We start from the raw sequence: 25,532 nt of genomic DNA on the forward strand, positions 1-25,532 counted from the left end.
TCTTAAAATTTCCTTAACGACTTAACAAAAAAACACCGCTCATGATGAGCGGTGTTTTTCTATGCTTTTTGTAATTGTAATTCTTCACGTTCCATTATTTTTCTTAATACAATTGTTTGTGTCATTGTAAATAAATTACCTGTTATCCAGTACAACACAAGTCCTGATGGTGCTGCGAATCCCATAAATAGAATCATTGCTGGCATCATAATTTGCTGCATCTTTAGCATCTGTACTTGTTCTCCAGCTGTAATATTAGACTGGAAAACCTTCATCTGAATAAATGTCGTTAACGCTGCAATAATCGGTAATATATGATAAGGATCTGCATGTCCTAAGTTCACCCATAAAAACGAAGATGTGCGAATCTCTTCTGTTCGGCTAATCGCATAATACAAAGCAGAGAAAATCGGCATTTGTATAAAGATTGGCCAGCAACCAGCAAGTGGATTCCAACCGCCTGATTTCATTAGTTCTGACATTTCTTTTTGATACTGTTTTTGTTTTTCAAGATTTTTACTTACATCACCATATTTTTTCTTTAGCTTCTGCAATTCAGGTTGCATTTTCTTCATTTTCGCTTGGCTACGATATTGCGAAACAGCTAATGGAATCATTGCTGAACGAATAACGAGCGTCATAATAATGATAGCAATCCCGAAGCTAGCTCCCGGTATATGATGAGCAACAAATTGAATCATAAACGAGATTGGATATACAAAATAATGATCCCAAATTCCCGTACTATGTGCATCAATTGGGGCTGTATTACTGCAACCAGATAAAACAAAAACAAGTAATAATGATAAACTAACGAGCGCAGTTCGGTATGATTTTAACATGTTCATTCCTCCAATGTTTCGTAATTATTTAGCGAAACATTGGTGTATACGGACCGACCTCGTCATTCTCTTCACTCGATTCTTGTCTGCGTACAGAACGAATCATTCCATATTTATAAAAAATCGAAAATAGCGGTACATTTCCTGCACTATCTTCACACGTATCAACTAACGCAAATGCTCTTTGTCTACCGCTTGATGCTTGCTGACGCACAAAGCGAGAAACGTTAGCAAGGAAGAAAACTTCTAATAAACAAAGTGCTGTCGTTACAAACGATATATATAGAATTGCATCCTGCAATAAAAATTCCATCGCTTCACATCCTTAATAAGGTCATTTTAGCACATTCGGCAAACATTCTCTATTTCCTTTTATCGTCAAAAAAAGTATTTTGCATATTTTCTCAAGAAAACAATAATTAAGAAACATTGTATTCGCTTTCTTTAGTATATTCACACACCTCAATGAATAGGCTTGATTTATTAGAAATTTATAAAATTTTTGCATTATAATAAAACTATTGCCAGTTTTTGAAAAAACCTTTATTCTCTTCTTGTAATCAAAAATGAATATGGAGATGAAACATACTATGGGTCAACTAGGAGACGCCGATTACGTTCCCGACACCGCCTTTTTATCCTTCCCAGCAGCTAAAACATTTCACTTAGAATTTATCATACAGTTGGTTGTTATTTTCGTAGCTTCTATTTTGTATGCAATTTCTATGAATATGTTCTTTATCCCGCATAACATGATTAGTGGTGGATTCGCTGGAGTAGGGATGATTATCGGTTATTTAATGCACTACAATATCGGTGCACTTATCTTTTTACTAAACATTCCTCTTCTTATTTTAAGTCACTTTTACTTAGGCAAGAAGACAACCTTTTTAACAGCGTACTTTGTAGCTGTATCATCATTAGCGATGAACATTATCCCTGTACACCAAGTTTCAGACGATATTTTACTATCTTCTGTATTCGGCGGTGTAATCTGCGGAGCAGCTTCAGGAATCATATTCCGATTTGCTTCTTCAACAGGTGGATTTGATGTCGTTGGATTGATTGTAGCGAAATATCGTGATGTTTCAATTGGAGCAATCATATTTGTATTCAACTTAATCTTACTTGTTGTAGCAGGATTTATTTTCGGATGGGATATTACACTTTATACGTTAATTAGTCGATTTGTAGTCAGCAAAGTGATCGATGCTGTGCATACGAAACATATTAAATTAACGATAATGACAATTACAGAAAAAGGCGAGGAAATAAAAAGCGCCCTACTACATCACGGCATACGTGGCGTGACGATGGTAGATGCTGTCGGCGGCTATACAAACCATAAGAAAAAAATGATTTACACTGTCGTGACTCGCTATGAGTTAGGCGAAATGAAACGTATTATCCGTCAAGTGGATAACAAAGCATTTATGAACATTACTGAAACAGTTGAAATTGTCGGCCGTTTCAAACGTATATAAAAAAGGTCAATACATTAAAGGGCATAACATATTAGTCATATATAATATGTTATGCCCTTTGTTATTCAACTAACGCACCCTTTAGCATAATACAATTACTACGTTTATTACTACAAATCGGAGGATAGCATTCCATATACAATACTATCTGTCCACTCACCTTTATTCCAAAAATCTTGTATGAAATGGGCTTCCTTTCTCATGCCTATTCGTTCACACAATTTTTGTGAAGCTGTATTACGTGCATCAAGATTAGCTTGTATACGATGTACATTACATTCATTAAATAATTTAAATACCAAACTACTTACTGCTTCTGTTGCCAACCCTCTCCCAGCTACTTCATTTGAAAAACTATAACCAATCTCAACAGTGTCTTTCATATTTGTGTACCATACAGATAAATCACCAACTACTTTCGTTTTGTATATAACTGCCAAACTTAATATTGAGTCTTTAGTAAGCACATTATTTGCTAGCTTTTTATTAAATCTTTTCTGCATGTCTTCATGAGTCCACTTATTATGTAATAGGAACTTACATGTATCATCACTATTATAAATAGCAAATACATCCTGTAAATCAGTACTTTTAAAAGGTCTAATTATTAATCTTTCTGTTGTGATCTCCAAGTTAGCTCTCCTCCCTTACATTCATGCCATAAAACATTTTTTATAGTATTAAGCCTCCTTCTTAGATCTCACCTTGATTACATATTTCATCAAAATACATTAAAATCCTTCTTCCACTAAACCGCACCGTTAATGGTATTTCCTTGCTTTTTTTATTTTTTACACTTATTACAAAATCAGATAATTCTATTATTATGTCTCTAAATGTGTTATAATGAAAACAGACTCACAAAAAAAGAGTATATAGACTTGGAAGTTTCTCTTATTTTACAAGCAAAAAGAAACGAGCAGTCGGGTATATTTCAGACACCATACACGTAACGGTTTAAACAACCGATCATCTTAGTTACTCTTCAATGATCTTTTTATAAAAAGATACGTACAATTAAAACTCACTTCAATATACTATACCTACCTTTTTGACTTCCAAATCATCTTATTACATAGGGAGATGAACATATGAATCAATATATACGATATACAATAGCTGTCCTGTTTGCTATTATCGGCGGTACAATCTGCTTCTGGACAAACACTCAGCTTGGAGAGAATATCATTTTTAATGGAATCGAAACACTTGTAAGCGCTTCAATTTTAGGGGGATACATTTTCTTCCTCTTTAATCCAGAAGAAAATGCGCAAAAAACAATGTTATTAACAATGATCGGAATCGTTGGCGGATGTATTTCCTACTCAATGACTAACTATACATTACCACTTCAATTAAGCTCAGCTTTCTTCCACGGTCTATGGACTTGGTTCATTGCATTCTGTCTAGCAGATGTATTCAACCTATTACAAGACAACGAAGAAGAAAACGGTCGCCAAATTGAAAGTAACTCGTAAGCTGGAAGATATTCTTCCAGCTTTTTTTATGTTGGTTTGCATACCCCGATTAGTATTTACCGGATTATATCAGCGATTTTTCAAATATATCGACGATTTCTCCACTTATATCAGCGATTTTTTCATTATATCGGCGATTCGACACAGGATATCGACTTACCGACATTCTTCGACACTCAAGACGCTCAACATACCCTATCCCCCAAGCAATTTACTGCCGAACTCTACGATTAAAAAGATAATTAATAGGATCGCGAGTATTTTTAATGCTACATATGCCACTTTAAAAACAGCATAAATGAGTAAGACGATTAAAATAATCGTTAAAATTTCCATCTAGAATTCCTCCAAGCTTTGCTCTTCTTATCTTATTTTACTCGCCCCACACTTTTTATGGAACGGCATAAGACGACATAGAAAAAAGAGGATACCTCACCCATCGTAAGATACCCTCTTCTTTAGCTGCTCAAACCATTCTCTCTCTAATTGTAAATATCCCATTCCACTCTTCTCAGCGCTCTTCAATTCTTTATCAGCTTTCTTCATATAAGTACGGGACGCTTCCACATCGCCCTCTAAATATTTAATAATTCCTTGTGTACGGTAATATCCGTTTAAGTCCATTTTTGTAATAGTCTTTGCATGTTCCTTTGCTTCTTGCAAAGAAAGACTATCCATCTGATAAAGGGCTTTATATAAAAGATACCAACTATGAAAACTACTAACGAAAAACTTATTTTCTTTCGTTACAGGTAGTTGAACAATTGGTTCTATATACGGTATCGCTCTTTCCATTCCCTCTTGATCCGCACGAGCCAAAAAGACGAGCATAAGTCCACTCATTATATTTCTTATACTTTTATCCTCTTTTAATTTTTCCTCACTAAGCTCTATTAATCTCTCATCCCAATCTTTCGGCCTTTTATAACTAAATAATTCACTCGATACTTGAATGTTATATAAATGCTGCTTCGCCTTTTCATCATCTTTAATTAAAATGAGAAATTGCATACCATCACTCAAAAATGTTCCTTTTATCGGTATGATTGTAGCTGCAAAAATCACAAAGTGTAAAACAGAAAAATATAAAAGATATTGATAATAACTCACCATATATATGTAACCGGAAGTAATACCAAATAGTAAACTCGTAATCGGTCCACCTAAAGTGAGCCACGCCCATTTTTTCGAAAGATTCGGTGTCTCTATAGAAGGAGGCACTAACATCGCCACGCCTCCAAAGTACATCCACAATTTATTTTCTCGAACGCGTACTTTCCCCTTCTCTTTTTGAAAAGTAATCGGCCCTACTGTCATAAATTTAAAATTCAAACCACCTATTAAACCAAACACTACATGTCCTAGCTCATGAATGGCTAACACTAATAATGCAATTCCAAATACCGCCCATATATCCAACATTACTTCTAATTTCCCAGTTCGGATTACTCCGTATAAAATGGACAGAATTAGCGCCACTGTCATTGAGCCAGCTGGCCTTCTTAAAATATCCACCTTTTTCTCCCCTTAATAAATCATTTTTCTCTGCATTTCGTACATGAACTTTCCAAGATGCAATATCCAAATAAATGAGATTAAGCCAATTAATACAAAATTGATATCACTAGCCACCGTATATATAACGGCAGCCCACCATACATATGCCAATATTGTATTCGTAAATTCATACGCTTTATATCCAGCCTCATGCACAATGTGCTTTAATCCTTCATCTGCGTTTTTCGTCCACATTTTCATAGATTCCATATATGTTACACCTTGTTCAGGATACAGCTTGTTATAACGATTTTTTGTTATGAGCCCACTAATCACTACAATAGTTAAACAAACAATAGCAGCTACTAAATTCCACACTGCAAATGAAACATTTGTATCCTGCAACAGTGCACGTCTACATGCAATAACTGCATATACAAACCATGCCTGCGTAACTATATCACCTACACGTAAATATATACTTATAATGCCTAATTTTCTGCCTTGTACACTCTCTTCTTCATCACGTGCCTCCGCTAACATACGTGTATTCTTCCAAGTGTAGTACATCATTAAGATTCCAAAAATGGTGCATATACCTATAAATAGATTAGATGATAATTTTCTCGGTTCATGCGAGAGTAAATCTAAAGCTATATACGATGTTAAAAATCCACCCATCATACTTAATGCCATTTTCCCCACAAAATCAAATTGTTTTTTTCGTTTACTCTTCATCATCCTCTTCCCCCTCCACTAACGTGAATATTTCCTCCACCGGTACATTGAAAATGTGTGCAATTTTTAACGACAATACAATTGATGGTGCATAATCCCCGCGCTCAATTAAACTAATCGTTTGCCGCGATGATCCAATCGCTTTCCCTAAATCCCCTTGTGATAAACGATGCTTTGCCCGCAATTCCCTCACTCGATTTTGAAGCTTCATGTCTTCCCTCTTTTTCATTTATTTAATTAGAATTGTAAATAATATCCTTATACTTGTCAATTATAATTGTCATTTTGACGTTAATCATTGACAAGATACTCTATGGAATTTTAAACAGATAAACAAAAACTTATTAAAATAGATTGGGACATCAAATAAAAAAGGCAGTGCGTCTGCACTGCCTTCCTAAATTCTGACATAGAATGGATTCCATATTAACTTGCGTTTTGTAAGAATGCTCGTTTTAACTGTTTGCGGAAACGAACTCCTAACGTAATTGCTACAATTGCAATCACTCCAAAAATGATTTTACCGATGTGACCTTCTAGCGCCCCAAAAATATCATGCAAGTTTCCACCTAACCAGTAACCACCGATTAAGAAGAATGATACCCAAAATAGAGCACCTGAGTAAATTGTAATTGCAAAACGGCGGAATGGTAAGTTAATAATTCCTGCAAAGTATCCTGTAAAGTGACGTACACCAGGAATAAAGAAACCGATAAAAATCAAGAAGTATCCATACTTATCAAACCACATTCTTGTTAAGTCGATTTTTCTTTGTGTTAAAAATACGTATTTCCCATACTTTTGAACAAAGGGCATTCCTAATTTATTTCCTAAAAAGTATTGGATTGTCATTCCTACACTTGTCCCAATGAAGGATAGGATAATTAAAATCGGTAAACTTAAATCACCCTTATGTGCTAAAAATCCCGCATATGCTAACGTTGGCTCTCCCGGAAACGGAAGTGCAATATATTCTAACAGCAAACCAACAAGTACAACATAGTACCCGTATTGCTGAAATAATTCATGAATCCATTCCATGCCATCTCTCCTTTCAATCACGTGCAACTTCTTACTAATATTGTATAAAAAAATTGTCGAAATAACTATCACAATAGCTTACATTTTTATTACATTTTTGTAAGGCTCTCACTAAACTTTTACGTTCATTATGTACTCTCATTTTAAAACAATGTAACAAGTATATACTGTGAAAAATTAGGGCCTTAATATGCATTTTTCATCCATTTTTTAACACTTGAAAATCGTTATATTTTGTTCTTAATAAAAAACCACTACAAACTCATACTAACTTCATATTAGCTTCATATACGTATTGTAAGATTATATCGGAATTTGTTGAAAAATTTAACTAATAAATGACTAAGCATTAATTTGAATAAATATGAATAGCTTTTCGAAATTGAAAAAAGGGTGAATAAGAAATGGAAGCTTATAAAATGCACGATTTTATTAATACAAATGTTGAATCTCACCAAAATGAAACCGTTTTTAATTTACACATATGTGAAACAAGTGAATTTGACGTAAGTTTAACAAAATCTACTACACTATCTTTTATCGTTTCAAAAAAGAACATTAAAATTGTCACGAAAAAATGGATTAATTCAAATCAAGAAAGCATGATTGGCAAAAGCTATATCATTCCAACGAAAGCTTTTCACTACTTCTTACCAATTATTTCTGAAACTGAAGATGAATTAAATATTCAAGTTCAAAGCTTTGGACTACATGGGGAACTTTTATTAAATGAGAGATTACTTATTGATAAAAACAACAAATACAATGCCAAAATTACTACTTTCTTTGAGACATTAGATGAAAATGTAAATAAAGTATTACGAGGATTGCAAATTCATTGTATGTAAGACTACTACAATAGTAAAAAGGAGAACATAATGAAAAAACTATTATTAAGTGCACTATTATCATTAGGATTTTTAACTATTCCATTCACAAATGCCGAGGCAGCTACAACGAAAGATCAACTGATTGTAAACACGCAGTTAAATAAAATGGATTATTATCAAAACGGAAAATTCATAAAAAGTTTTACTGTCGCTACTGGAAAAGCAGCCACTCCTACACCTAAAGGTACTTTTCAAATCGTAAATAAAATTAAAAACCGTCCTTACTATACAGGTAAAATTAAAGGCGGCGACCCACGTAATCCACTTGGTGACCGTTGGCTTGGATTAAATATGGCGGGAACTTACGGAACAACTTATGCGATTCACGGAACTAACAATAATCAAGCAATCGGCAAATGGACAACACTTGGTTGTATTCGTATGTATAATAATGATATACACTGGTTATTTGAGCGTATTCAGCAGCAAGCTACTGTCACTGTAAAATAACTTAAGAACAAGATTTGTGTGTAGCCAAGAATTTTATGTCTTGGCTTATTTTATTTCTTCATTTACAGTAGCAAAACAACTGTATTTACATATATAATAGGAATAGATTGTGTTAGGTAACATCCAAACATTGATAAACATGGATATTAAAATTATACAGTTATAATATTTTATAAATTTTACAATACATACTATAATAGAATTACTGTAATTCTTAAATATTCAGTTTCACTAAACAACTCCCCTTGCTACTTTCATGATTATTTTATGGCGGGGGCTTATTATATGTATAAACAATCTGAGTCATCGAAAAAATGATGAATTCGAATATTGCAGTAAAAAGCGTTATTTAGGAGGTGTTACTATGACGCATATACTGGTGATTGAAGACAACCCAGATATACAAGAACTAATTCGTGAATTTCTAATGGCACAAAACTTTACTGTTGATGTCGTTGGTGCCGGAACAGAAGGTATACTTCTTTTCCAAAAAAATTCATACGATCTTGTCCTCCTTGATGTGATGTTACCAGATATAGATGGCTATAGTATTTGTAAAATTATGCGAGGACAATCTGATGTACCAATCATTATGTTAACAGGCTTACATAATGAAGAAAGTGAAATTAAAGGATTTGAATTAGGTATTGATGACTATATTACGAAACCGTTCCATTACACCGTATTTATTAAACGTGTAGAAGCTGTATTAAGAAGGGCAGCAACGAAGGAAGCCGAAGCTGCGACTATACTACAATTCCATGAATTGATGTTAAATTCTACAGCATACGCCGCTTATGTTCATGGTAATCAAATTGAATTAACAACAAAAGAATTTGAAATTATTTATACTTTACTGCAAAATCGAGGAAAAGTATTATCAAGAAGTGATTTGTTGAATAAGGTATGGGGCTATGAACATTATGGTGATGTAAGAGTTATAGATACACACATTAAAAACTTACGAAAAAAATTAGGAATTCCTTATATTAAAACGGTGAAAGGCATTGGCTACAAAATCGAATCGTAGCAAAGACAACATCACCAAAAATATTTTCATCAAAACCTTATTATTTTGTATTCTTTTATCACTTTGTCTTTATCAAGTTATTTACTTCTTAGCTTCAAACTACGATAAAGAACGTTTTGCGAAAGAAAATGGAACGCATACTACAGAACAAGCGGATTCAGATAAACAAAACGACCAAAGTAAAACGAATCAAAATAAAGCTGTATCACAGGGGGACATGTTTAATTTCCAATCTTCTATTATAGATTATAACTCTCTCTCTACAGCTATCAATCATCTTTTGCAGCCTAGCCAAACTGCAAAAGCAAAAGAACATACTCAAAATATTTCGGGGAAAAATAGCGCTTCTGCTCCATCTACAGAAACGGAAAAGCAAGTCGCTACTAATGATGCCTTACATAAACAAAATGCAGCAAGTAAAGCAAATGATGCACAAGATAATCCAAAATTAACAGATGTACTGCAGCAATTAGCTCCACATATTGGCGCAACAATGCTTGCACTCTCTCTGCTTGGATCTTTAATTTATGCAAAACTAATTGCTAAACCTTTTCAATATATGAGTGATGCTTTAAAAGATATTATGAATCTTGATTTCTCAGATAAAAAACTACTCAACAAAAATAATGATCAAACAGATTTTAATTTACAAGTAGCTGCTTCACAAGTACCAAATATAGTGAAGAATTTACATGCCAGCAATCAAGATTTAAGAAATGAACTCAAAAAGGAGCAACAATTAGAACAATCTCGTAAAGAATTTATGTCTATGGTTTCCCATGAATTAAAAACACCAATCGCAGCCGTTATGGGACAACTAGATGGTATGATTCACGGAATTGGAGCTTATAAAGATAGAGATAAATACTTAAAACGTTCCTATGAAATGATGCAAGACATTAACATATTAACGGAAAAAATGTCGGAATTATCCAAAATACAAAACCCTCAATTTAAACCTGATTTAAAAGTTATCTCATTAACTAATATTATTGAGGATGTTATGAAGAAAGTAGATTATTTCGTATCTGTAAAGCAGTTAAATGTTCAATCTAACATTAAACAAGATGTACAAGTTTTAGCTGATCCTAAATTTATTCAAACTGCCATTTTTAACATTATTTCAAATGCAATTCATTATACAATTGACCATCAGCATGTATATATAAAGCTTTATGAAAAGCCAAACGGTTACGCATTAGAAGTATTAAATACAGGTTCACAAATAGATGAGGATAAACTTGCCCATTTATTTGAGCCATTCTATCGCGCAAACCCTGACAAACACGGCTTAGTACAAGGTAGTGGTCTTGGGTTATACATTGTAAAACAAATACTAGATAAACATCAATTTCCTTATGGTATACAAAACACGCCTCAAGGTGTAAAATGTTCTATTGTATTCCCAAAAGCAATGTAAAAACCTACTACAATTTCATATCCCAAATTCATACTTCGTATGAGTGGCGGAATTTTGTAGAGTATATGACTCTGTTTCGTTCGCCCGTTATCCTTATTTGGATAGCGGGCGTTTTTTATTATGTAAAAGGAGGATTTTCATGGAGAAATTTAAGTATTCATTACTCGTTTTATTCGGAGCTTGTAGCTACGGCGTACTTTCAACTATTTTCAAACTCGGATTCATTGATGGATTTTCAGCCCATCAACTATTAGGAGGTCAATATGTCTTCGGATGGATCGGTCTTCTTCTGCTCGTTCTTTTCGTTTCACGTCATAAAGTAACAAAAAAGCAATTCTTTTCCTTACTAACAGTTGGCACAACGATGAGTATGACCGGTATCTTCTACGCTATTTCTGTAGAAGAACTACCAGCATCTATCGCTGTCGTCCTACTTTTCCAGTTCACATGGATTGGTGTCGTTATTGAAGCAATTGCAAATCGAACATTTCCAAGCCGTGAAAAAGTTATATCTATCATTATTTTATTTACTGGAACATTGTTTGCTGGCGGTGTCTTTGAAGGCCTCGGACAAAACTTTTCCACGAAAGGTATAATCTTTGGTCTATTAGCCGCTGTCTCTTTTTCATTCTATGTTTTCGCAAGCGGACGTGTTGCTACAGAAGTTCCGCCTTATACGAAAAGTTTTCTTATGACAACAAGCGCTACTCTGATCGTATGCCTATTCTTCCCGCCAACCTTTTTAACAGACGGTGCTTTGCAAGCTGGCCTATGGAAATATGCTTTCTTCCTCGGCTTGTTCGGTGTTGTCGTACCTGTCATTTGTTTTTCAATTGGCGTACCGAAAGTAGGAACAGGACTTGGTACAATACTAGGAGCAGCTGAATTACCAACAGCTATTATCGCTTCTATTACACTTGTACATGAAGTCGTAACGTTCATGCAGTGGATTGGAATCATCTTTATACTACTTGGGATTTTCACCCCTCAGCTCCTTACGGCTAGGAAAGAAAAGAAACGTAGTAGCGTGCATAGTGCCTAACAAAAGACCTTTCACTGATTTGAAAGGTCTTTTTCTCTATCTCACTTTAACGCACTAAATAGCTTTTCTATTTCACACTCAATTTGTTTTATATCAATTCGTTCAAATAGTGGCTGTACACTATCAATTCTACTTGGCAACGTATGTTGAGGCTCCCAATTCCGGTTCACAATTGCTAATGTGTTTCTAACTCTTTCACTTGAAAATGGTAAAAACGGTTCAAGGAGATTTGCAAAATTAGCGATGAGATAAACACAGTTATAAATCGTTTCTTCGCATGAAACTGGATCATCCTCCCTTTCTTTCCAAGGCTGCCTCTCATCAAAGTATTTATTTGCAAAACGTACTGCATCAAATATTGATTCTAGCGCCACCTTAAATTTAGTTTGCTCAATCGCCTCTCCTACATGTTTATATAATCCTTCTACTTTATCTTTCAGCTCTATATCAATACTTCCCTTCGGCACGATACCACCATAATATTTTTCAATAAACTTTAATGTCCGGTTCACAAAGTTCCCGTATGCACCTAATAATTCACTATTATGACTGTAAATGAATTCACGCCATGAAAAATCAGTATCACGATTTTCTGGTGCATTTACTGTTAAAAAGTAACGAATAGAATCTGGATTGTAGCGTTCTAATATGTCAGGCACCCATACCGCCCAGTTTTTACTTGTAGATAATTTTCTTTTTTCAACTGTTAAATATTCATTCGAAACGATATGATGAGGAATGGCTCCTTCTCCTATTCCAAGCAATACCGCAGGCCAAATGATGGAATGAAACGGAATATTATCCTTTCCGTGCACATAATATGTTTTCGCTTCTCTATCCCAAAACTCTTGATCATCTTTCCCTGTTTCTTCAGCCCAATGTTTACTCGCTGAATAATAGCCTGTCACAGCTTCAATCCATACGTAAATTTTCTTATCTTCATACCCTTCTACTGGAATTGGTACCCCAATTGGTAAGTCACGTGATACGGCCCTATCTAGTAATCCTTCCTTTACATATCTCTCTGTTAGTTGAATCGCATTGTCGCGCCATGTCCCTGTTTGTTTGGAAATTTCTACAGCCCTTTTAATTTGCTCCTGAAATGTATGCAACGCGAAATAGAAATGCTCTGTTTCCTGTACAGACGGCGTACTACCACATAACTTACATTTCTTTTCTAACAAATCGAGTGGATCTAAAATAGCTGAACACGCATCGCATTGATCTCCTCTTGCTGCTTCATGGCAGTGCGGGCAAATTCCTTCTACATAACGATCCGGTAAAAACTGCGTACACGTTTCACAATATGCTTGTTCCACTGTTTTTTTATAAATGTGGCCTTCTTCTAATAAACGTAAAAAAACTTTTTGAACCGTTTCATGATGGTGCTCACTATCTGTACGTGTGTAGCAATCATACGTAAAACCAAGGCTACGAAAACATCGCTCAAACTCTTCATGATACTTATCAGCAATTTCCTTCGCCGTCACACCTTCTTGTTTTGCCCGAATTGCAATTGGTGTTCCATTACAATCACTTCCCGAAACATACAACACATTCTCACCTTTTGCCCGATAATAACGTGCTAAAATATCTCCAGGTAACAAACTCGCAATATGTCCAAGATGTAACGAACCATTTGCATACGGCCAAGCGCCTCCAATAAAAATACTCATCTTACATTCCTCCTTTAAAATATAAAAAGCCCCGCCCTTATCTAAAAAAAGATAAGGGCGGGGCTGTATAAACAGTCGCGGTACCACCTTATTTCGCCAATTACTCACATAATTAGCCTTAACAAGTACGGAGCTATATGCTCTTATACTGTGGTTTTGATAACGAGTACCAACTCTCGTCGCCGCCTACTATTATCATTTGATAAGTTCAGAACGAAGCTCAAAGGCCATTGTTCAAATGAATATTCTTGCTTCTTCTCAGCTACCGAAGCTCTCTGGAAAGAATGTGTTCATCCTACTTTTCCTTTTCAACGCTTTTACGTATAACAAGTATTGTACGACTTAATCACAGAAAAATCAAACTTTTACCCAAAAAGAAAAGGAAATCCCATCCTCCCGCCGAATACCTATACGTTCACAAAAGGAGTGATACGATTGAATCAAAAACAACTAAGCGCGCGGAATGAAAAAAGCTGGAATGCAGCTGCTTATGAAGCTTGGACGAATCGCCACGGGGCGCCAGCAGATTATGCAAAAAAGCTTATGGAAGATCCCAGGCGCGAGGTAGATCACTATTTACCTTACATACAATCTCCAAAAGGAAAACGTATTATTAATTTACTCGGGTCAAAAGGAAATAAAGCTGTTGCTCTCGCTCTTTTAGGAGCTGACATAACGGTTGTTGATATTTCAACAAGTAATGCAAAATATGCAAATGAACTTGCGGACGCAGCAGGTGTCTCTATTCAGTATGTCGTTTCTGATGTATTACATGTACAGCTATCAGAGTCATTCGATATTGTATTGCTGGAACTTGGTGTACTCCATTACTTTCTCGATTTAAAACCGCTTTTTCAAAAAATTGCTACCTTGCTTAAGCAAGATGGAATGCTTATCCTTCGTGACTATCATCCTGTTTACACAAAATTATTAGGAGTCGACCATCCATCATTTCAGGCCAATGGAAATTATTTTGATGAAGAATTGATTGAAGATGATGTTGCTTATAGCATCCTTCTTACAGAAGCACAGAAAGAATCGCTACCTAAAACAACTATCCGTCGCTGGACGCTAGGAGAAATCATTACAACGCTCGCGGAAGCACATTTTAAAATTGAAAAACTAGTTGAAGAACACGGGTCACATCAAAGATGGGTCTTCCCTCCTACTGCACCGGAAGGAATGGAAGAACGTGTGCCAGGTCTATATACATTAATTGCAACAGCATGCAAAAAAGGATCCCTTCACGGATAGGATCCTTTTTGCATGCTCACGCATATAAGTTGAGGTTGGAGATTACCATAATTCTGTAGAATAGGACACAAGATATTTCAACATTTCGTCTCTGACTTACGTCGTCAAAAAGGGGTATGACCAACATAACGAAGAGTAATGTTATTAGTTGATACTGATAATCGTTATCAACTAATTAGAAGTATACATGATGTTTTTTCAAATTACAATAGCATTTCTAATTTTTATTTATGAATTTTTTGATAGACAAATGTATACATTTTAAGAACATTTACTCATACTGATTTGCTATCTTCCATTATCTGCTATAATTTTCATTGAACAGATTAATAACTTCATAATAATGTTTTTATTAACTCTGTATCAACATTTATAAATCATAATAAATAGTTTTTAAAAGGTAGGGGTAACGATGAAATATGTTAGCATTCGAAAAAAACTACTCTTCACACTCTTAAGTATTTGTTCCTTATTTAGCATTGCTCTTATTGTTATTCTTTCATTCGCTATGAATCAAGCAAATGAAGTCGAAACCTTAAAAAATGATGTATCAAAAAGAGCAACCATTTTAAAAGAACGTGGCGATTGGTTCCAAGCACAAGTTGCGGGCTTACAAGAATATTTACTGTCACATGATCAAAAAGGATTGGATAAATTCAACCGAGAAGGAAAAAAACTAGCCGATACGCGTGAAAAAGTAACTAGTGATAAAAAACTTTCGGAAGGAATGAAAGAAGCCATTTTAATGGGCGGAAAATGGCGAAGCGTCATAGATAATGAAGTCCTCCCTCTCGCTCGCGAAGGAAAATGGGACGAAGCATCCAAAATCGCTTTAGCTCAAACTGATTATGTAAACGACCTTTTAGGTAGATTTACGAAATATGCAAATGAAGAAAATGATAAACGTGACGCATTAATTGCTGACGTAGAATCTTCTTCATCTCTTATTCAATATATTATTTTCTTCTCACTTATTACATGTACAGTAACATCTATTTTATTAGCATGGTGGTTCTCTGGTAAACTCGTTAAACCGATACGACAAATTGATGAGAAATTAAAAGAATTAGCTTCTCAAGATGGCGATTTAACTGCTAGATTACACGTAACGAGTAAAGATGAAATTGGTGATATCGCCAATTCCTTTAATCAAATGCTCGCTAACTTACAACGTATAATAAAACAAGTGCAACAAACATCAACAAGTGTAAAAGAAGCGTCTGAAAATGTGTTTATCGAAACAACTGCTTCTATGGAAAACACTGCAAAAACTGAAGAAACTATGAATGCTCTCGAACACAATATTCGTTCCCAAGTTTCCAGCATCGAAGAAAGTTCAACTGCAATGGACGATATGGCAACGAGTGTTCAGCGTATTGCAGAATCCGCCTCTTCTGTTGCTAGCCTAGCTGTTACAACTTCAGAAAAAGCTGATAGTGGTAATAAAGTCATTGAGAAATCTATTACACAAATGCATACCATTAATGAAGCTGTTAACGCTACATCACAAGTAGTAGAGCGACTCATTACACATACAAATCATATTGATACTGCACTTCAATCCATTTCTAATATCGCGGAACAAACGAATTTACTCGCTTTAAATGCTTCTATTGAAGCAGCCCGTGCTGGTGAACATGGAAAAGGCTTCGCTGTCGTTGCTGATGAAGTACGAAAACTTGCTGAACAATCTCAGCTAGCAGCAACTGATATTAACCATTTACTTCATCAAATTCAAGCAGATACAAAAATAGCATCTGAAATGATGACGCAAGGTCAGTCAGAGGCTTCTGAAGGCATTACAGTCATTCGTACTGCTGGATCTTCATTCTCAGAAATTGTTAACCACATTAACAAAGTTTCTACACAAATGCAAGAAATGTCTGCAACTGCTGAAGAAATGGCCGCAAGTTCTGAAGAAATGAATGCAGCTTTAAATAACATCGCTTCTATTTCAAATGAGGTTGCCGCCGAAACATCACAAACAGCAACTTCAGCTGGTGACCAAGTAAACAAAATGAGTGTCGTTGCAAAAAAAGCATCTGAAATGAAAACGACCGTACAAGAACTTGAAGTTCTCGTTTCTCATTTCAAAACAAACGTTTAAAGCAAAACTTTCATTTATACTTCTATGAGCTCCAAATTATTTAAAAGAGAGATTTACAGTCTCTCTTTTTTCACTTTAAAATATTTCTTTCTATCTCTCATTACGTCTGCTATAATTCCTAAAGGAAAGAAGAAAGCTTTGTTCCAAATGGAGTAAAGCTTTCTTTCGGTTTTTTACATTAATTAATTCTAATACTAAGATTTCACAAAGGAGGCTTTTATCATATGAATTTTATTAGCATTCGAAAAAAACTAATGTTCATGATGGGAACGATTTGCGCTTTATTTGGCATCGCCTTAGCTTTTATTTTATTTTTTGCTATTGATCAATCTCGTCAAGCTGAAGCATTACAAAAAGAGATTTCCCCCCTTGCAACACAATTAAAAGAGCGCGGAGATGCTTATCAAGTACAGCTCTCTGCTTTAAGAGGTTATTTATTACAACATGATCAAGTCGAATTAGACAAGTTTAATGAGATGAGTAAACGTCTGGAGGATTCAAAAGATAAACTTCTTTCTAATCCAAATATTTCTCAATCCGTGAAAGATACAATGGAATCAGGATCAGCTTGGAGAAAATTTATTGAAGAAAAAGTTTTCACTCTTGCAAAAGAACAAAAATGGGAAGAGGCCCTGCAAGTAGCTTATGCAGAAAATGGTACTGTTTATAAAGTAATTGGTGACTTCACAAATTATAGTAATGAACAAGCTAAGTTACGTGATCAATCTATCGAAAAAATCGATCAATCTTCGTTACAAATTGAATATGTTATCTTCTTATCACTTGTTATTTGTATTATCGTAGCTATCACACTTGCATGGTGGTTCTCTGGTAAACTTGTAAAACCAATTCAACAAATTGATAGCAAGCTAAAAGAATTATCATCTCAAGAAGGTGATTTAACAGCCCGCTTACAAGTAAGTAGTAATGATGAAATTGGTACGATTGCAACATCATTTAATAAAATGTTAGAAAACCTACAACATATTATCAATCGTGTTCAAAAAACATCTGTGGAAGTACAAAGCGCTTCTGAAAATATGCTAGAAAAGACGAATATATCACGCGAAGCAACAATAAAAGTTCGAAGCTCGATGTCCAACTTAAATGAAAGTATTCAATCGCAAGCCTCTAGCATGGAAGAAAGCTCGACTGCAATGGACGATATGGCAGTAAGTGTTCAGCGCATTGCTGAATCTGCTTCATCTGTAACTGAACTTGCTGTAGCTACATCTGAACAAGCTAACGACGGAAGTTCGGTTATTCAAAAATCTGTTTCACAAATGACAACGATACACGACGCGGTAAATGCTACGTCAGAAGTGGTCGAACGTCTAATCACTCACACGAAATATATTGATACAGCTGTACAATCTATTTCTAATATCGCAGAGCAAACAAACTTACTTGCTTTAAATGCATCTATCGAAGCAGCTCGTGCTGGCGAACAAGGAAAAGGCTTCGCTGTCGTAGCTGACGAAGTTCGAAAACTTGCTGAACAATCTAAAACAGCTGCAACAGATATTAACCAATTACTACATCAAATTCAACAAGACACTGAAACTGCGAGCTCTATGATGTCACAAGGTCGTTCTGAGGCATTTGAAGGCATTCATGTCATTCGTGAAGCTGGCAATTCTTTCACAACGATTGTGGAACAAGTAAATAAAGTATCTACTCAAATGCAAGACATCTCAGCAACTGCTGAAGAAATGGCGGCAAGCGCTGAAGAAATGAACGCTTCACTGAATAACATCGCTTCTATTTCGACTGAAGTATCTAGTGAAACAGCTGCAACAGCACAATCTGCTGAGCAAAAAGTCATTACGATGAATGAGATGACACAAACTGCTAAACAAATGAAACAAACAGTTGAAGAATTAGATCAACTCGTATCACACTTCAAAACTGAATAGCCTAAAAAAAATATCCCTCTTCCAAAAGGGATATTTTTTTGAGCTCATTCCCTGCATATTATACATATTTCCGTTATAATGAGAATCGATATCATTAAAATGCAGGGGGTGCTACTTATGTCACAAGAAGCATTTGAAAATAAATTATATGCCAATTTAGAAGCTGTTATTGATCCAGAACTAGGTGTTGATATCATTAATCTTGGATTAGTTTATGACGTTACAGCAGATGAAAATAATAATGCTGTCATTACGATGACGATGACTTCTATCGGTTGTCCAATGGCTGGGCAAATTGTATCAGATGTAAAAAAAGTATTATCAACGAACGTACCTGAAATCAATGAAATAGAAGTAAATGTCGTTTGGAATCCACCATGGTCTAAAGAACGCATGTCACGTATGGCGAAAATTGCATTAGGTATTCGCGACTAACTAAGTGGAACTTTAATCAGTCTCGAATAGCAAGATAAAGAAAAGACCTGACATTCTAGTCAGGTCTTTTTCTCTTATTATTTTACGCCTACTGCATCGTAAGCTTTCGTTACAGCTTGTACAGCTTTAGAGTTTTTACCATATAAATCTTCAGCTGACTGAAGAGCAGCTTGACGCATCATCTTAAAGTCAGAGTTTGCAGTTAAATATTTCGTAAGAGCACGGTAATAAATTTTTTCTGTCGCTTCACGGCCTACTCCAGTTACTTTCACGCCGTAATGCTCTCCACCATCAGATACTAAATATGCTGCTTTATTGTTGATACTACTGTTAATATGAACGCCACCATTATCAGCTGTTCCAGTGTAGCGCTTATTGTAATGATCTGGGTAACCTTCACCTGGTTTTAATGGATTTGGAATAGACGCTGGATCTTTCAGAGAACGAAGTGCATCACCAGGTTTTCCAGGTGTATAAATGTCAGCACCTAAATCCCAGCTCTTTTTCTCAACCATGACACCCATAATATCAGATAACGATTCATTTAACGCACCTGACTCATTTTTATAAACAAGATTTGCTGTATGTTCCGTTACAGCATGCGTTAATTCGTGACCGATAACATCTAACCCAGCAGATAATGGAATGAATGTTTTTCCATCGCCATCACCATACATCATTTGCACACCATTCCAAGCTGCGTTATTCCAAGCTGTACCTACGTGAACAGTAGAAATAAGCTTCGCGCCTTTATCATCGAAAGAATTACGATTAAATGTCTTTTTGTAGTAATCATATACTTTTCCTGCATTTACATGCGCATCAACTGCAGCTTTATCTTCGAAGAACTTAGATTTACTTTCAACTTCTTCTCCTGTATATCCAAGCCATTGTGAGAATAAATTAAACCAGTTCTCGTCCATATTTTCTGCATCAAATGTATGGATACCTTGTCCTCGTTTACCATCAAACAAGTTGAATTGTCCTGTTTTCGTATCTTGCGCAATTTCAAATGATTGTCTACCGCCTAATACTCCGTAACCAAATCCTGTAATGTTATCTACAGCATTATATTTCTCAATCACATTTCCATTTGTCGCATCAACAAAATAATGCCAATAACCTGGAGTTGGTTTTGAAATCGATGCTTTAACTAAATATGCAAGATAGTAGTTTCCATCTTTTTCATACACAAATAAATCTTTTTTCACACCGTCATAATTCTTTACTTTACCAACTTCTTTTTCAATATCTGCCTTTGCAATTGTTTCTGCTTGTTCAGCACTAATCTTTGCAAAAGCAGGAATGTTTTTATCATCTAAATTCGGAATAACTTGTCCGAAGAATGCTTTTACATTATTCTCTTTATCAAGTGTAACAGTTTGATCAGAACCGTACACAGGAATGTTATTATGTTTCTCAACTAGCTTCACATGTGTCGTATCAGATTCAGCGTCTTTTTCTTCCCCAACGATATTAAAATGCTTTTCAATATTTCCTGCTAATTTAAACATATCTTTCTTACTCTCTAAGTATTGAAAGACCGTCTCTTTTTTATCTAGTCCTTCCGGCGCTTTCCACTCTTCACCTATGTATGCAGGTGTTTTAAATTCTTGATGATATTGAATTTTTTGTTCTTCCGCTTTCGTTGTCGTTGCCCCAAACGCTCCAAATCCCCCGGCGATAACAGTTAACGCTAATGCTGATGAAATGACTTGCTTTTTCACTATAACATTCCCCATTCCCATAAAGATTTTTGACACTTTTATACAATTCTTATTTTTTCAACCGATACCTTCTCCAAAAATTTGAGAAAGTTTTTTCTGACAATTCCACTCAAAAAAAGAGGACATCTACTCGATGTCCTCTTTTCTATAAACGTTTTATTACTTTTTCAATTCAATTGCTAAATAGTGTGATTGCTCTTTCGCTTCAATATGAATATCTTCTTCAATCGCTTCTGCCGCATCACGCATAACAAGTTTCTCACCATTTATTACACTACTTCCTTCAATTTGTACAAGGTATAATTGACGACCTTCTTTCACAGGAAAATGAATTTCTTTTCCAGCTTCTAACGATAAAGAATATAAATTCGCATCTTGGTGAATTTGAATTGGTGCCTCTCCTTCTAATGGAGATACCATATGGAACCACTCGTTTTCACGCTTGCTCCAATCAAATGTAAACTCACCATAGTTTGGCTTATGATCTGCACGGTCTGGTAAAATCCAAATTTGTAATAAACGCAATGTCTCATTTCCTAAATTATGCTCACTATGAAATACACCTGTGCCAGCACTCATATATTGAACATGCCCTCGCTCAATTGTTCCGCGGTTCCCCATGCTATCTTCATGTGTTAAAGCACCATCTACAACGTACGAAATAATTTCCATATCGCGGTGGGGATGCATATCAAAACCAGTTTGCGGTGCTACTAGATCATCGTTAATTACACGCAATGCTCCAAAGTTCATGTTATCTGGGTTATAGTAATTTGCAAAAGAAAAATGAAAATGTGTATTTAGCCAACCGTGATTTGCTCTTCCCATATTTTTATGATCAACTTTTCTAAACATATCCTTCACCTCATATTATCTCGAATTCAAGATTTATTTTAAAATTTTTCTCACTGTAACTTTTTTAGTAATTGTAGTAATTGATGTTGTTCTTCTACATTTAAATTTTGAAACTGCTCCGCTTGGAATGTTTCTTGAGGCGGGACGATTTCTTCATATAAAGCTCTTCCCTTTCCTGTTAACGAAATATATTTTGTAGTACCTTCTTGTTCACGACGAATCCACTCGAGCTGCTCCATTTTATTTAAAAGCTGCGTAATATTTCCCTTCGTAACAAATAGCTTCTTTCCAAGCTCTTGTTGCGTTAAACGATCATGCCCTCCAACTTGAGCTAGTACATCAAACTGAGCGGCAGATACTTTCCATTCTTTCAAATGCTGATTCGTCTCACGAATACTTTTATTATAAAAACGTGATAAACGAAACCACAGTAGTAAACCTAGTCTATCTTCTGTTTTCATTTCATCACCTCGCTCGTTTCATACCATTAGTTTAGAACTAAACTTTATATAAGTCAATTACTTATTTTTAGTAAGAAACAAAGAAAGCACAGCGCCATTTCTCCACTATGCTTTACATTAACTTTCTATTTTTATATTCATCTAACTTCCTCTCCGCGAACTTTCTCGCATCTTTCTCAATCCATCTATCTTCGTACAATTCACTTCCAATATACAACACTTCGCTCTTATGCTGCATCGCATGACGAAATTCATGCAGTAGTGTTTTAAGCACTTGCTCATACTCTTCCCACATACAAACAAAAATTAATTGTTTTTCTTTATGATAAAAACCACCTACTGGGAATAAGAATTCCTCTTCTTCTTCTCCTAATGATAAAAGCACATGATTCGCATCACACGTATCACAAAAAATAACCGGCGTTTTACATACTTCAATCAGTGAGAACAAATCGTCTCTAAGCCTTTTGACATCCCAAGGAAGCTCCGAATCCAACACATACCAATTCTCCACCTGTTGATATACATTTTGAAACTGGAGTTCCATTTCTCTTTATTCCCCTTTCCAAGCACCCTTTTTCTATATGTATGCCACAATATGGTAAATATTAAACGTATTCTTTCCTCCTTGAAAAAATGCCAATCAAAAAGGAATCTATGTCGACATAGATTCCTTTTCCTTAATCATTTTTTTTAATACAAAGTAACCAATTGCACAAACAATAGCAGCAAGTGCAAAGTATTTCACATATGGTCCAGCTACTTTATTAATACTTTCCCACTCTGTTCCTAATTTAAAACCTAAATATACAAATACAATTGACCATGGGATAACAGCTATTGTAGTTAGCGTAATAAATTTAGCATGTGACATTTTTGCAATTCCCGCTGGTATCGAAATAGCATGACGCACAACAGGAATAAAACGCGCTGTAAAAATAACGCCAGTTCCGTAACGATTAAACCACGCTTCAGCATAATCAATATGTTTCTTCTGAATCAAAATATATTTTCCATATCGCTCAAGAACAGGTCTTCCTCCGTATCGGTCAATCCAATAAATGAATAGTTGTGCGATTACACCACCAATTGTACCAAATGCGACGGCCCCCCAAAATGTAATGCTTCCTGTTGATACTAAATATCCTGCATAAGATAATACGATTTCACTTGGGATAACCTCTAGCATTAATCCAAGCATAATTCCCCAATAACCAAGTCCTTCTAGAAAAACTAAAACGGAATGAATCAACTCTCCTAACATCATGTACCTCTCTTTACTGTTTTCATTGCAAAAATAAAAGTACAAGCAGGAAATATCTTGTACTTTTATTTTTTTAATTTAGTTAGTCTTCGTATCCCACTTAAAGACTTTATTTAAAAATTTATATACATTCTTTGACTCTTTTGTCAGAAGTGGACCTAAGATAGATAATATAAGCACGTATAGTGCTGAGAATGGTTTCAAGACTGACATTAAACCACCAGCGATACCGATATTGGCCATAATGATGGAGAATTCTCCTCTTGAAACGATTGTTAACCCAATATTTGTTGACGCTTTATGAGATAATCCAGCTTGTCTTCCTGCAATCATCCCTGCTACAAAGTTTCCGATGATTGTAAGAAGGACAGCTCCTAACGTTAACCATATCGCCCCGCCTAATGAAAACGGATCAATACTTAATCCGAAACTAAAGAAGAAAATAGCTCCGAAAAAGTCCCTAAATGGAACAACGAGATGTTCAATTCTATCACTATGTTCTGTCTCAGAGAAAACTAATCCTAAAAGAAGTGCTCCAATAGCTTCTGCAACATGAATTGTTTCCGAGAAACCTGCAATAAAGAATAACGAAGCAAATACTACAATAATGAAAATTTCATCTGAACTAATATTGAGCAATTTATTTAATAACGGCGTAGCTTTTCTAGCGACAATAAAGAATAGAAGCATATATCCTAAAGCAATTCCAATTGAAGTAAGGGCACCTAAGAAGGAAGCATGATCCCCTAGAACTAAACCAGAAACAACTGATAAATATACAGCAAGGAATATATCTTCAAACATAATAATTCCTAAAATTAATTCGGTTTCATTATTACCAGTTCTTCTTAAATCCACTAACACTTTAGCAACGATAGCACTAGAAGAAATCGTAATAATACCCGCAATAATTAAGATTTCTAGTAAAGGGAATCCCATTATAAATCCGTATAATAACCCAAGTGAAAAGTTAATTAAAATATAGATCGTTCCGCCAATTGCAATAGAACGTCCAGATTTAATTAGTTTTTTCATCGAAAATTCTAGTCCTAGATAGAACAGAAGGAATAGAACCCCAATCCGTCCAAGGAAGGAAATGACACTTGCACTTTCAATAAACTTGAAATCGATCACACCTATTGTCGGCGCGTGTGGACCTACTAACATCCCAAGAACAATTAAAAACGGAATGACTGAGAATTTAAACTTTCCAGCAATTACTGCCGCAATTGCAACTAATACTAACGCTGTACCAACTTCAAAAATTAACGTATCCATCTAGTCAGTCCCCCTATTCGAAAGTAACTCATTAATAATTTTTTTAATTTCTTCTCTCTCACCAGAAACTACGAGCATATCGCCTTCTTCAATTACCGTTTCTGGCCCTGGATTAAATAGCTTTTTCATATTCTTTTTCATAACAGCTATTATCGTTACGCTATATGTCTTTCTTATTTCCAGATTACCAATTGTTTTTCCAATTGCTGGAGCTGCATTCTCCACTTTGAACCACTCAATCGCTAAACCTTCAAAGACCATCTCAACATTTTCTAATGCTCTAGGCTTATATACCATTCCGCCTAATATTGCTGCAATTTGTCTTGCCTCTGAGTCACGTAATGAAATACTTGAGATGCTTTCTTCATGGTCTGAATCAAAATGATACATTTCTCTACGCCCGTCATCATGAATCACAATCACCATTTTTTCATTACCTTTCGTAACGATTTGAAACTTATAACCAATACCCGGAAGTTCACTTTCTCTAATATTCATATTTAGCTCCTCCAAACCAATTTGTATTTGAATTTTCTGTTTTTCTGTCTTTTATTCATCCAATCCACTTTAGAAACTCTAACCATTCAGGATACCTATGACTTGGAAATCTTTTATTGTAATAATAAGTGGATCCTAAAAAGATACTT

Annotated in this window: 27 protein-coding genes and 1 other annotated feature; of the genes, 11 read left to right on the top strand and 16 right to left on the bottom strand. The window is 35.2% G+C overall.

Features of this window, described 5'->3' with window-relative positions; genetic code table 11:
* Positions 1–59: 59 nt before the first annotated feature.
* Positions 60–842: a membrane protein insertase YidC gene (gene yidC / locus EKQ63_RS26695; protein ID WP_087955027.1), complete on the bottom strand. Its 783-nt coding sequence runs from the start codon at positions 840–842 to the stop codon at positions 60–62.
* Positions 843–870: 28 nt separating this feature from the next.
* A complete protein-coding gene (locus EKQ63_RS26700; protein WP_000394930.1) occupies positions 871–1,155 on the bottom strand; it encodes a hypothetical protein in 285 nt (94 codons plus the stop codon).
* Between the two features lie 277 nt (positions 1,156–1,432).
* Between EKQ63_RS26700 and EKQ63_RS26705 the strand changes: the two genes are divergently transcribed.
* Entirely contained in the window at positions 1,433–2,326 is an 894-nt protein-coding gene (locus EKQ63_RS26705; RefSeq protein ID WP_000530037.1) for a YitT family protein, read from the top strand.
* Positions 2,327–2,436: 110 nt separating this feature from the next.
* Here the strand turns inward: EKQ63_RS26705 and EKQ63_RS26710 are convergent, their stop codons facing one another.
* On the bottom strand, positions 2,437–2,958 hold the full coding sequence (locus EKQ63_RS26710) for a GNAT family N-acetyltransferase (RefSeq protein WP_087955028.1): 522 nt from the start codon (positions 2,956–2,958) through the stop codon (positions 2,437–2,439).
* A 459-nt stretch (positions 2,959–3,417) separates the two neighbouring features.
* Here EKQ63_RS26710 and EKQ63_RS26715 point away from each other — a divergent pair, with 459 nt between their 5' ends.
* Positions 3,418–3,804, top strand: coding sequence for a DUF3938 domain-containing protein (locus EKQ63_RS26715; RefSeq protein ID WP_001077770.1), 387 nt, complete (start codon positions 3,418–3,420; stop codon positions 3,802–3,804).
* A 195-nt stretch (positions 3,805–3,999) separates the two neighbouring features.
* Here the strand turns inward: EKQ63_RS26715 and EKQ63_RS26720 are convergent, their stop codons facing one another.
* From EKQ63_RS26720 to EKQ63_RS26740, 5 genes are all read right to left on the bottom strand, one after another.
* The gene (locus tag EKQ63_RS26720) at positions 4,000–4,140 is read right to left on the bottom strand and encodes a DUF3985 family protein (RefSeq protein WP_000404782.1); all 141 of its coding nucleotides are present in this window, start codon (positions 4,138–4,140) and stop codon (positions 4,000–4,002) included.
* 96 nt (positions 4,141–4,236) lie between these two features.
* Positions 4,237–5,289 (bottom strand): zinc metalloprotease, encoded by a 1,053-nt coding sequence (locus EKQ63_RS26725; RefSeq protein ID WP_140168502.1) that lies wholly within the window; start codon positions 5,287–5,289, stop codon positions 4,237–4,239.
* 42 nt (positions 5,290–5,331) lie between these two features.
* On the bottom strand, positions 5,332–6,039 hold the full coding sequence (locus EKQ63_RS26730; RefSeq protein WP_140168497.1) for a DUF3169 family protein: 708 nt from the start codon (positions 6,037–6,039) through the stop codon (positions 5,332–5,334).
* A complete protein-coding gene (locus tag EKQ63_RS26735; RefSeq protein WP_000776157.1) occupies positions 6,029–6,250 on the bottom strand; it encodes a helix-turn-helix transcriptional regulator in 222 nt (73 codons plus the stop codon). The genes EKQ63_RS26730 and EKQ63_RS26735 overlap by 11 nt, the downstream gene beginning before the upstream one ends.
* 215 nt (positions 6,251–6,465) lie before the next feature.
* A complete protein-coding gene (locus EKQ63_RS26740; protein ID WP_000454756.1) occupies positions 6,466–7,080 on the bottom strand; it encodes a DedA family protein in 615 nt (204 codons plus the stop codon).
* A gap of 404 nt (positions 7,081–7,484) precedes the next feature.
* On the opposite strand from EKQ63_RS26740, the gene EKQ63_RS26745 reads away from it, so the two are divergent.
* The 5 genes from EKQ63_RS26745 to EKQ63_RS26765 all read left to right on the top strand — a co-directional run bounded on the left by EKQ63_RS26745 (position 7,485) and on the right by EKQ63_RS26765 (position 11,912).
* The gene (locus EKQ63_RS26745; protein WP_000388760.1) at positions 7,485–7,928 is read left to right on the top strand and encodes a DUF3978 domain-containing protein; all 444 of its coding nucleotides are present in this window, start codon (positions 7,485–7,487) and stop codon (positions 7,926–7,928) included.
* A 30-nt stretch (positions 7,929–7,958) separates the two neighbouring features.
* The gene (locus tag EKQ63_RS26750; RefSeq protein WP_000735050.1) at positions 7,959–8,420 is read left to right on the top strand and encodes a L,D-transpeptidase; all 462 of its coding nucleotides are present in this window, start codon (positions 7,959–7,961) and stop codon (positions 8,418–8,420) included.
* A gap of 364 nt (positions 8,421–8,784) precedes the next feature.
* On the top strand, positions 8,785–9,450 hold the full coding sequence (locus EKQ63_RS26755) for a response regulator transcription factor (protein WP_000148833.1): 666 nt from the start codon (positions 8,785–8,787) through the stop codon (positions 9,448–9,450).
* Positions 9,428–10,870, top strand: coding sequence for a sensor histidine kinase (locus EKQ63_RS26760; RefSeq protein WP_087994667.1), 1,443 nt, complete (start codon positions 9,428–9,430; stop codon positions 10,868–10,870). Before EKQ63_RS26755 ends, EKQ63_RS26760 begins: the two co-directional genes overlap by 23 nt.
* A 139-nt stretch (positions 10,871–11,009) precedes the next feature.
* Positions 11,010–11,912: an EamA family transporter gene (locus tag EKQ63_RS26765; RefSeq protein WP_087955032.1), complete on the top strand. Its 903-nt coding sequence runs from the start codon at positions 11,010–11,012 to the stop codon at positions 11,910–11,912.
* 41 nt (positions 11,913–11,953) lie between these two features.
* Here the strand turns inward: EKQ63_RS26765 and metG are convergent, their stop codons facing one another.
* Positions 11,954–13,588 (bottom strand): methionine--tRNA ligase, encoded by a 1,635-nt coding sequence (metG, locus tag EKQ63_RS26770; RefSeq protein ID WP_143881650.1) that lies wholly within the window; start codon positions 13,586–13,588, stop codon positions 11,954–11,956.
* A 50-nt stretch (positions 13,589–13,638) separates the two neighbouring features.
* Positions 13,639–13,909 (bottom strand) — a binding site (T-box leader).
* 114 nt (positions 13,910–14,023) lie between these two features.
* Here metG and EKQ63_RS26775 point away from each other — a divergent pair.
* The 4 genes from EKQ63_RS26775 (at position 14,024) to EKQ63_RS26790 (ending at position 19,300) form a co-directional block, all read left to right on the top strand.
* A complete protein-coding gene (locus EKQ63_RS26775; protein WP_087955034.1) occupies positions 14,024–14,842 on the top strand; it encodes a class I SAM-dependent methyltransferase in 819 nt (272 codons plus the stop codon).
* Between the two features lie 412 nt (positions 14,843–15,254).
* The gene (locus EKQ63_RS26780; RefSeq protein ID WP_143881651.1) at positions 15,255–16,949 is read left to right on the top strand and encodes a methyl-accepting chemotaxis protein; all 1,695 of its coding nucleotides are present in this window, start codon (positions 15,255–15,257) and stop codon (positions 16,947–16,949) included.
* Between the two features lie 224 nt (positions 16,950–17,173).
* The gene (locus EKQ63_RS26785) at positions 17,174–18,865 is read left to right on the top strand and encodes a methyl-accepting chemotaxis protein (protein ID WP_143881652.1); all 1,692 of its coding nucleotides are present in this window, start codon (positions 17,174–17,176) and stop codon (positions 18,863–18,865) included.
* A gap of 117 nt (positions 18,866–18,982) precedes the next feature.
* Complete coding sequence (locus tag EKQ63_RS26790; protein WP_087955037.1) at positions 18,983–19,300, top strand: metal-sulfur cluster assembly factor; 318 nt, start codon at positions 18,983–18,985, stop codon at positions 19,298–19,300.
* A gap of 77 nt (positions 19,301–19,377) precedes the next feature.
* Here the strand turns inward: EKQ63_RS26790 and nprB are convergent, their stop codons facing one another.
* The 7 genes from nprB to EKQ63_RS26825 all read right to left on the bottom strand — a co-directional run bounded on the left by nprB (position 19,378) and on the right by EKQ63_RS26825 (position 25,383).
* On the bottom strand, positions 19,378–21,027 hold the full coding sequence (gene nprB / locus EKQ63_RS26795) for a neutral protease NprB (RefSeq protein WP_140168498.1): 1,650 nt from the start codon (positions 21,025–21,027) through the stop codon (positions 19,378–19,380).
* A gap of 159 nt (positions 21,028–21,186) precedes the next feature.
* A complete protein-coding gene (locus tag EKQ63_RS26800; RefSeq protein WP_143881653.1) occupies positions 21,187–21,882 on the bottom strand; it encodes a pirin family protein in 696 nt (231 codons plus the stop codon).
* 50 nt (positions 21,883–21,932) lie between these two features.
* Positions 21,933–22,343, bottom strand: a complete 411-nt coding sequence (locus EKQ63_RS26805) for a MarR family winged helix-turn-helix transcriptional regulator (protein WP_143881654.1) — start codon at positions 22,341–22,343, stop codon at positions 21,933–21,935.
* A 112-nt stretch (positions 22,344–22,455) separates the two neighbouring features.
* On the bottom strand, positions 22,456–22,890 hold the full coding sequence (locus EKQ63_RS26810) for a DUF3920 family protein (RefSeq protein WP_087955040.1): 435 nt from the start codon (positions 22,888–22,890) through the stop codon (positions 22,456–22,458).
* A gap of 108 nt (positions 22,891–22,998) precedes the next feature.
* Entirely contained in the window at positions 22,999–23,607 is a 609-nt protein-coding gene (locus tag EKQ63_RS26815) for an undecaprenyl phosphate transporter UptA (protein ID WP_143881655.1), read from the bottom strand.
* Positions 23,608–23,685: 78 nt separating this feature from the next.
* Positions 23,686–24,885 (bottom strand): cation:proton antiporter, encoded by a 1,200-nt coding sequence (locus EKQ63_RS26820; RefSeq protein WP_087955042.1) that lies wholly within the window; start codon positions 24,883–24,885, stop codon positions 23,686–23,688.
* Positions 24,886–25,383 (bottom strand): cation:proton antiporter regulatory subunit, encoded by a 498-nt coding sequence (locus EKQ63_RS26825; protein WP_087955043.1) that lies wholly within the window; start codon positions 25,381–25,383, stop codon positions 24,886–24,888. It lies immediately after the preceding gene.
* Positions 25,384–25,532: the final 149 nt, after the last annotated feature.

This window comes from Bacillus sp. BD59S, from assembly GCF_007363175.1.
Classification (GTDB): domain Bacteria; phylum Bacillota; class Bacilli; order Bacillales; family Bacillaceae_G; genus Bacillus_A; species Bacillus_A pacificus.